The organism is Kitasatospora sp. MY 5-36, from assembly GCF_001182915.1.
Taxonomy (GTDB): Bacteria; Actinomycetota; Actinomycetes; order Streptomycetales; family Streptomycetaceae; genus Kitasatospora.
Window position 1 is genome coordinate 1 of record NZ_LFVW01000554.1, and the last position, 7,823, is coordinate 7,823.

The 7,823-nt window shown below is 74.3% G+C and carries 8 protein-coding genes; 5 read left to right on the forward strand and 3 right to left on the reverse strand.

The features are described from left to right. The coding region (locus AE652_RS29855) for an FUSC family membrane protein (protein WP_049657103.1) at positions 1–816 on the reverse strand (816 nt) is incomplete at its 3' end. Positions 817–1,246: 430 nt separating this feature from the next. Between AE652_RS29855 and AE652_RS29860 the strand changes: the two genes are divergently transcribed. The 5 genes from AE652_RS29860 (at position 1,247) to AE652_RS29880 (ending at position 6,832) form a co-directional block, all read left to right on the forward strand. Continuing rightward, positions 1,247–2,341 carry a phytanoyl-CoA dioxygenase family protein gene (locus AE652_RS29860; protein ID WP_049657105.1) on the forward strand — a complete coding sequence of 365 codons (1,095 nt, stop codon included), beginning with the start codon at positions 1,247–1,249 and terminating at the stop codon, positions 2,339–2,341. Then, a complete protein-coding gene (locus tag AE652_RS29865) occupies positions 2,323–3,636 on the forward strand; it encodes a DUF6271 family protein (RefSeq protein ID WP_049657106.1) in 1,314 nt (437 codons plus the stop codon). Before AE652_RS29860 ends, AE652_RS29865 begins: the two co-directional genes overlap by 19 nt. Positions 3,637–3,756: 120 nt before the next feature. Next, entirely contained in the window at positions 3,757–4,983 is a 1,227-nt protein-coding gene (locus AE652_RS29870) for a type III PLP-dependent enzyme (RefSeq protein ID WP_049657116.1), read from the forward strand. Further along, positions 4,980–5,621 (forward strand): GNAT family N-acetyltransferase, encoded by a 642-nt coding sequence (locus tag AE652_RS29875; RefSeq protein ID WP_049657108.1) that lies wholly within the window; start codon positions 4,980–4,982, stop codon positions 5,619–5,621. Before AE652_RS29870 ends, AE652_RS29875 begins: the two co-directional genes overlap by 4 nt. Positions 5,622–5,626: 5 nt before the next feature. Next, positions 5,627–6,832 carry an MFS transporter gene (locus tag AE652_RS29880; RefSeq protein ID WP_049657110.1) on the forward strand — a complete coding sequence of 402 codons (1,206 nt, stop codon included), beginning with the start codon at positions 5,627–5,629 and terminating at the stop codon, positions 6,830–6,832. Positions 6,833–6,924: 92 nt separating this feature from the next. Here AE652_RS29880 and AE652_RS29885 read toward each other — a convergent pair whose 3' ends face one another. Beyond that, on the reverse strand, positions 6,925–7,317 hold the full coding sequence (locus tag AE652_RS29885; protein ID WP_049657112.1) for a MerR family transcriptional regulator: 393 nt from the start codon (positions 7,315–7,317) through the stop codon (positions 6,925–6,927). Between the two features lie 16 nt (positions 7,318–7,333). Beyond that, a partial coding sequence (locus AE652_RS29890; RefSeq protein ID WP_049657114.1) for a zinc-binding dehydrogenase occupies positions 7,334–7,823 on the reverse strand: 490 nt, incomplete at its 5' end.

The window sequence follows — 7,823 nt, forward strand, 5'->3', positions numbered from 1 at the left end:
GTCGGCGAGCGCGCGGACGGCGGCCGGGTAGTCGGCCGGCAGCGGGCCGAACTCGGGCGGGCGCAGCTGGGCCGCGGGGGCCGCCTCGACCACCGGGATCAGCGCGTTGAGCTGGGCGAGCAGCCGCGCCAGGGTGGGTGAGCGGCCGTGCCGGCGGGCGCGCCGGGCGAGCAGCAGGTCGTAGGACTGGTTGAGCGACTGGGTGAGCGCGTGGCGGCGGCCGTCGTACTCCGGTGTGCCGGCGGCCGCCAGCAGGTCGGCGGCCGCCCGGTAGGTGCCGGCCACCACCGCCCGCTCGGGGACGCCCAGCCGCAGCGGCCAGGCGAGCAGGGTCAGCGTGAGCACCACCAGGCCGCCGAGCAGCAGCAGGGCGGGCGGCAGCCACCACGGGGAGGGCAGCGGCAGGCCGGCCCCGACCACCGCGTTGAGCAGCAGGAGCAGTCCGGAGACGGAGGCGACCGCGCCGATCGAGGAGATCATGCCGGAGACCAGCGCGACGACGGTCACCGTCACGACGGCCGTCCAGCCGGTGCCGAACACCAGGGTGCCGAACAGCATCCCGAGGGCGCCGAACAGCTGGGGCACGGCGATGTTGAACACCCGCATCCGGTAGGCGTCGGCGGTGTCCCCGATGACTCCGGACAGCGCGCCCATCGACACCAGCGCGCCGTAGCCGGGCCGTCCGGTGGCGGTGCCCACCGCGAGCGGGGCGGCGAGCGCGACGGAGGCGCGGGCCGCCGCCGCCCAGGGGACCGGTGCGGACCGGGGGCGCAGGCCCTCGGTCAGCCACGGGGGAGCCGTCAACGCGCGTGCCATGTGCCCAACGTACGGCGGACCCGGGCGGTTCACCGTTCGCGCTTATGTCAATTCCGGAAACATACCCGCGCTTATGTCAGCCTCCGAAACATAAAGCGAACCCCGAGAGGCGCCGTGAGCTGCGTTGATTTCCCAATCGGTAACCCGCGGGAAAGGGTTGACACCATTAGTTGGTCTAGTCCAACGTATGGGGAGCGCGGTTCGGCAATGGCTGATGCAGGGTGAGCGGCCTTGTCGGACGGACGAGTTGACCCCCTGACGTGGCGCTGTTCCGCGCCCGCGGGCCGAGGGGAGAAGGGCCGTGTGCGGACGGCCTTCCGGTCCGCGCTCGAATTCCCGTTGCGGCCGGTGACCGGCCGCCGACTCGCCGTGCCCGCACCTGGCGTACGAGGAAGCGCTGCGTCGACTACGAACCATGGAGTGACTGCCCATGCCGAGCCCTGCCCCACACTCCGACGGACCCGCGGGGGAATACCTGTACCGGGCCGCGTCGGAGCGCCCCTACTTCAGCGCCGACACCGAGAGCTACCTCGCCCCGACCGCACTGCGCGAGGTCCGCAAGACCCGTCCGCTGCGCGTGCTCTCCGAGGAGGACCACGCCTTCTGGCAGGACTACGGCTACGTGGTGGTGAAGCAGGCGATCCCGGCCGAGGCCGCGCGCCGACTGCTCGACTTCGCCTGGGAGTTCCAGGGCCTGTCGCCGGACCGCCCCGAGGACTGGTACCGCGAGCGCGACTACCGCGACGAACTCGACCGGCACCTGCACATCTACGGCTTCGTCGAGGCCTACCACCACCAGCTCATCTGGGACAGCCGCCAGGCGCAGCGCGTCTACGACGCCTTCGTCGACGTGTGGGACTGCGAGGAGCTCTGGGTCACCCTCGACCGGCTCAACCTCAACCCGCCGAACGTCCGCAACCGCGACCGCGCGCTGATCGAGCCCACCGACCGCGGCTTCGACATCGAGCTGCACTGGGACGTCGACACCACCCGGAGCGTGCTGCCGCAGCGCGTCCAGGGCATCATCGCGCTCAACGACACCGCCCCCGACCACGGCGGCTTCCAGTGCGACCCGGAGCTGTTCCGCCGCTTCAACCAGTGGCAGGCCGCCCAGCCGGCCGACCGCGACCCGATCCGCCCGGACGTCGACCGCGCCGAGTACCCGGTCGTCCGGCCCGAGTTGAAGGCCGGTGACCTGCTGATCTGGAACGGCCTGCTCGCCCACGGCGTGGCGCCCAACACCTCCGCGGGCGGGGTGCGCGCGGTGCAGTACCTGTCGATGATGCCCGCGCTGGAGGAGTCCGAGAAGCTGCGCCGCTCCCGGGTGGAGTCCTGGCGCACGCTCGGCACGCCGGACTGGAACCGCACGCTGGTCGGCGACGCCGACCGGCCCGAGGCGCAGCGCTACGGGACCGCCGAACTCACCGAGCTGGGGGAGAAGCTGCTCGGCCTGCGCTCCTGGAGCGGCAAGCCGTTCGACGAACGCGGGGACACGGGGGAGCGGGAATGCGCGACGTCTGCCTGACCCTGCCCACCAACCGCGCGTGCGCGGACACCATCACCGCGATCGGCGCCGAAGCCGCCCACGCCGTACGGCGGTTCGGCGTCCGGGTGCACCTGCTGGTGCTGGACTCCGCCGACCCCGCGACCCGCGAGCGGCACGCCGCGGCCCTCGCCGCCCTGCCGGCCGTCGAGGGCGTGGTCGTCCACCACCTGGACGAGGACGCCCAACGCGCCTTCCTGCGCGAGGCGGTCGAGCGCTCCGGCGTGGCCGACCCGGACCGGCTGCTGCGCCTGATGCTGCCCGACGCCCTCTCCTACGGCGCCTGCACCAACCGGGCGTTCCTGCTGGCCGCCGCGCTCGGTTGTGCGTCGGTGCACCGCCGCGACTCCGACAGCAGCTACCAACTGCTCGACGGCGAACCGGTGTTCCCGATCGAGCACGAGCTGGCCACGCTCGGCCTGAAGGCCGCCGACGCGGCCGCCGCCGTCACCGAGAACCACCTCGACCCGGCGCACGCGGACAAGCCGGTCGCGCTGGTCGGCGCCTCCTTCGTCGGCGAACTCTCCGTCGACATCGGCGAGATCCGCGAACTCGACCCCGAGGTCTACCACGACGTGGTCGCGCTCTGGGCGCCCACCGGGGCGAGCGAGCAGGAGAAGCGCGAACTCGTCGCCGACTCCTTCACCGGCGGCGGCAGCGAGCCGTTCACCGCCGACCGCGCGGTGCTCGACCTGCCCGACATCTGGCACATCGACATGTGCAACATCGGCCTCCACCACGAGGTGTACGAACGGGTGCCGCTGCCGCCCGCCACCGACACCATCGGCAGCGACTACTTCCTGCACCACCTGGTGCGTGACGCGACCCTGCCGGGCGTCACCCACAACCGCCACATCGTCAACTACTACACCCCGGAGCGCCGCACCGGCCCCGGCTTCACCGCCTACCAGCTGCGCTACGCCAAGTTCCTGCTCTCCATGCTCTACCTCTACCCGGTCTACGCCGACATGGAGACCGCCGGCGGCGCCCTGCTGGACGAGCAGCACCGCGTCCGCCCCGAGGCGATCGCCGACTCCGCCCGTCGCAGCGCCGCGACGGACCGCGCGGAGAACCACCGCAGGCTCGCCGAACTCGACCGCTGCTACCGGCGGCTCGGCGGGAAGTACGCCGACTTCGCGGACCGGCTGGCGCCCCTGCGGGCGCGCCTGCTCGACGAGGCGCAGGCGGACATCGAGGACTTCGCAGCGCTGATCGACGCGTGGGGCCCGCTGGTGCGGGCGGCCAAGGCCACCCCCGCCGACCGGTCGCCGCGCTAGCCGGACGGGGAGCTCACCGTGATACGCCAGACCACCAGCAAGACCAGTACGGCCGCCGGCCACGCCAACGCCCGCGTAGCCGGCCACCCGCCCGCCCACCGCGCCCCGTCCGTCTCCGTGCTGCACACCGAACCACCCCGCGCCGACGAGCACGACCGCGGCGCGCTGCGCGCCGCACTCGCCGACGGCACCGACGACCGGATCATCTACGACCTGGACGGCATCGGCCGGCAGTACGCCGCGCTCCGCGCCGAACTGCCCGGCGTGGCCGTCCGGTTCGCCATGAAGGCCTGCCCGGTGGACGAGGTGATGGAGCACCTCGCCGGGCTCGGTTCCGGCTTCGACGCGGCGAGCCCGCAGGAGATCGCCCAGGCGCTGCGCACCGGCGTGCCGCCCGAGCTGATCCACTACGGCAACACCATCAAGTCGGACCGCAACATCGCCGAGGCCTACCGGCTGGGCGTGCGGGACTTCGCCACCGACAGCCTGGAGGACGTCGCGGCGATCGCCGAACACGCCCCCGGCGCACGGGTGTTCTGCCGGATCGCGACCACCGGCGAGGGCGCCCTGTGGGGCCTGAGCCACAAGTTCGGCTGCTCGCCCGAGGACGCCGTGCGGGTGCTCGACGCCGCCCGGACCGCCGGGCTGGTGCCGTCCGGCCTGTCGGTGCACGTCGGCTCCCAGCAGATGACCGCCGAGGCCTGGACCGCCGCCGTGGACGCGCTGGCCGCCGTGCTGGAGGCGCTCAACTGGCGCGGGATCACCCCGACCCGGATCAACCTCGGCGGCGGCCTGCCCGCCCTCGGCGTCCTCGACCGGGGCGGGCGCCCGCTCGACCCGCCGCTGGACAAGATGTTCGTGGTGATCCGCGAGGGCATGGAACGGCTGCGCGCCGTCAACGCCGGGCCGCTGGAGTTCCTGCTGGAGCCCGGGCGCCACCTGGTCGCCGACCACGGCGCGATCCGCGCCCACGTCTCCCGGCTCACCTCCCGCCACCGCCTCGACGGCACCCGGGAGGACTGGCTCTACCTCAGCTGCGGCAAGTTCAACGGCCTGTACGAGATGGACCAGCTCCAGTACCGGCTGGAGTTCCCCGCCCACCCGGGCGGCCAGTTCGTCAACGCCGTGGTGGCCGGCCCGACCTGCGACAGCGACGACGCGTACGCCCAGGACGGCGGCCGGGTGCGCGTCCCGCGCGCGGTCCGCTCCGGCGACCCGGTCTGGATCCACTCCTGCGGCGCGTACGCCACGGCCTACGCCACCCGCGGGTTCAACGGCTTCGCGCCGCTGCCGTACACCTGCATCGGTGGCGGCGACGGCCGGGACCACCACGGAGGCACCGCATGACCGACGCCCTCGTCGACGCTCCGACCGACCTGCGCATCCGGCTGCTCCGGGAGGAGGACTGGGACGCCGTGGTCGCGCTGGAGGAGCGCGCCTACGCCGCCAGCGGCCTGTCCGAGGGGCGCGAGGCGCTCCGGTCCCGGCACCGCGCCTCGCCGGACACCTGCTTCGTGCTGGAGCACCCGGACGGCCAGGACGGCCAGGACGGCCAGGACGGCCAGGGCGGCGTGGGCGGGTACCTGCTCGCCCTGCCGTACCCGCTGTTCCGCTGCCCGGACCTCGCCCGCAGCGAGGACGGACACGGCGCGGGCGCGGGCGAGCGGCCGACCAACATGCACGCGCACGACCTGGTCGTCGCCGAGGAGCTGCGCGGCCGGGGCCTGTCCCTGCGGATGCTGCGGCACCTGGAGGAGACCGCCCGGACGGCCGGCTACCGGAGCGTCTCGCTGGTCGCCGTCCGCGGCTCGCACGTGCTGTGGACCACGCTGGGCTACCGCGCCCGGCCCGAGATCGACCTGCCCGAGAGCTACGGCACCCGGGCGGTCTACATGGCGATGCCGCTGGACCCCGTCCCGTCCCGGCCGCTGCCGCACCCCACCGACCCGACCCCCGGGCCGCACTCCAGAGCCGAAGTGGGCTGATACCGATGTCCCCCGTTCGCGACGACTTCCGCCGGTCCCAAGTGGCCATCGGCGCACTGTTCTTCGTCCTCGGATTCCAGTACGCGACCTGGGTCTCCCGGGTGCCCGCGCTCAAGGCCAGGCTCGACCTGGGCGAGGCCCAGATCGGCCTGCTGCTGATGACCTGCGGGGTCGGCGCGGCGGTGTCCTTCCCCCTGGTCGCGGTGCTGATGCGGCGGCTCGGCTCCCGCCTGCTCTCGGTGCTGTCCGCGCTCGCCCTCGGCGTCGTCCTGCTCGCGCTGTCGGTGGTGCCGAACTATCCGGTGACGCTGCTGGTGCTGTTCTTCGACGGCGTCGCGGTCGGCGCCCTGAACGTCGCGATGAACGCCCAGGGCGCCGCGCTGGAGGCCCGCTTCGAGCGGACCACGATGTCCCGGCTGCACGCCACCTTCAGCGCCGGCTCGCTGCTCGCCGCCCTGCTGGCCTCGGGCGTCACCTCCGTCACCGGCACCCTGGCGGCGCACTTCGGCGTGGCCGCCGCGCTGCTCGCGGCGCTGGTCGTGGCCGCCCGGCCGGGTCTGCTGACGGACGGCCCGGCCGCGGCCGCCGAGCCGGAGGAGCGGAAGGAGCGCCGCGGCTTCGTGCTGCCGACCGCCGTGACCCTCTGGATGGGCCTGGCGATGGTGTTCGGCACCGTCACCGAGGGCGCCATGAACGACTGGTCGGCGCTCTACCTCAAGGACTACGTGCAGGCCGGCGCCGGGCTCGCCCCGATGGGCATCGCGGTGGTCTCGGTGATGATGGTCTGCGCCCGGATCTTCGCGGACGGCTGGCGCACCCGCTTCGGCGACGGCCGGATCGTGCGCACCGGCAGCCTGCTGGCCGGCCTCGGGCTGGCTCTCGCCCTGGCGGTCGGCGGCGTCGTCCCGACCCTGCTCGGGTTCGCCTGCGTCGGCCTCGGCGTGGCGGCGGTGACCCCGTGCGTCTACGTCGCCGCCGCCCGGCAGGGCCCCGACGCGCTCTCCCTGGTCGCCGCCATGGGCACCACCGGCCTGCTGGCCGGCCCCGCCGTGATCGGCTTCATCGCCGGCGCCACCAGCCTGCTCTGGGGCATGGCCGCCGTCGCCGCCTCGGCGGCCGTCGTCTCGCTCTGCGCCACCCGGATCCGCTGGCCCGACCAGGACGCCCCCGCCGCCCCCGCCGAACCCCGGCTCGCCGCCGACGCGACCTGACACCACCCCCGGACCCTCGCCCGGCACCTCGCGCACCCCCGTCGCGAGGTGCCGGGCGAGTCCGCTGCGGAGGCCGGTGACCCGGGCGTCCGTCAGTCCCCGGCCGGGACGTCCGCGCCGCCGGTGGCGATGTGGTGGGCGAGCCTGGCGCGCAGCGCCGTGAGGCGGGCGATCTCGGCGTCCAGCGCGGCCAGCCGGGCGTGGACGACGGGGGCGAAGGTGTCGGGACCGGGGGAGCCGGAGCAGCGCACCGGCGGGTCCTGGTCGAGCAGGTCGAGGCGGTGGGCGCGGCTGGCCAGGTCGTCCACCGTCAGCCCGGTGGCGAGGAGTTGGCGGATCACCCGGACCCGGGCGACCTCGGCGTGGCCGTACTCGCGCTGGCCGGAGGCGGAGCGGGCGGGCGGATGGAGGAGGCCGCGCTGTTCGTAGAAGCGCAGCGCCCTGGGTGTGGTGCCCGCCGCCGCTGCCGCGTCCCCGATCCGCATGCCCGCTCCCTGGTCGTCAGAGTTCCACGACGGTCGTCCCGAAGGTGTCCCCGGTGAACAGTCCGGTCAACGCTCCGACGGCCCGGTCGATGCCCGCCACCGGCGTCCGGGGCAGGACGATCTCCCCGGCGCGCAGCCAGCCGGCCAGGCGCTCCCGCCACTCGGCCTCCAGGTCCGGGTGGTCGAGCACGGTGAAGCCGCGCAGGCTCAGGCCGAGGGTGGCGACCCGGAAGGCGTCGATCACGGCGGGTGCGTCGCCGCCCCGGCGTTCCGGTGCGAGCTGGCCGTCCAACGCGCCGACCAGGGCGAACCGGGCGCCGTGCCGGGCCGCGTCCACGGCGGCGGTCAGCTGCTCGCCGCCGACCAGGTCCAGCACGACGTCGACGCCCTCCGGTGCCGCCGCGGCCAGTTGCTCGGCGAAGGGCCGCCCGCCGGGCACCAGCGCCGCGTCGTAGCCGAGTTCGGCGGTCAGCCGCTCCGCCTTGGCGGGCGAGCGGGTGGTGCCG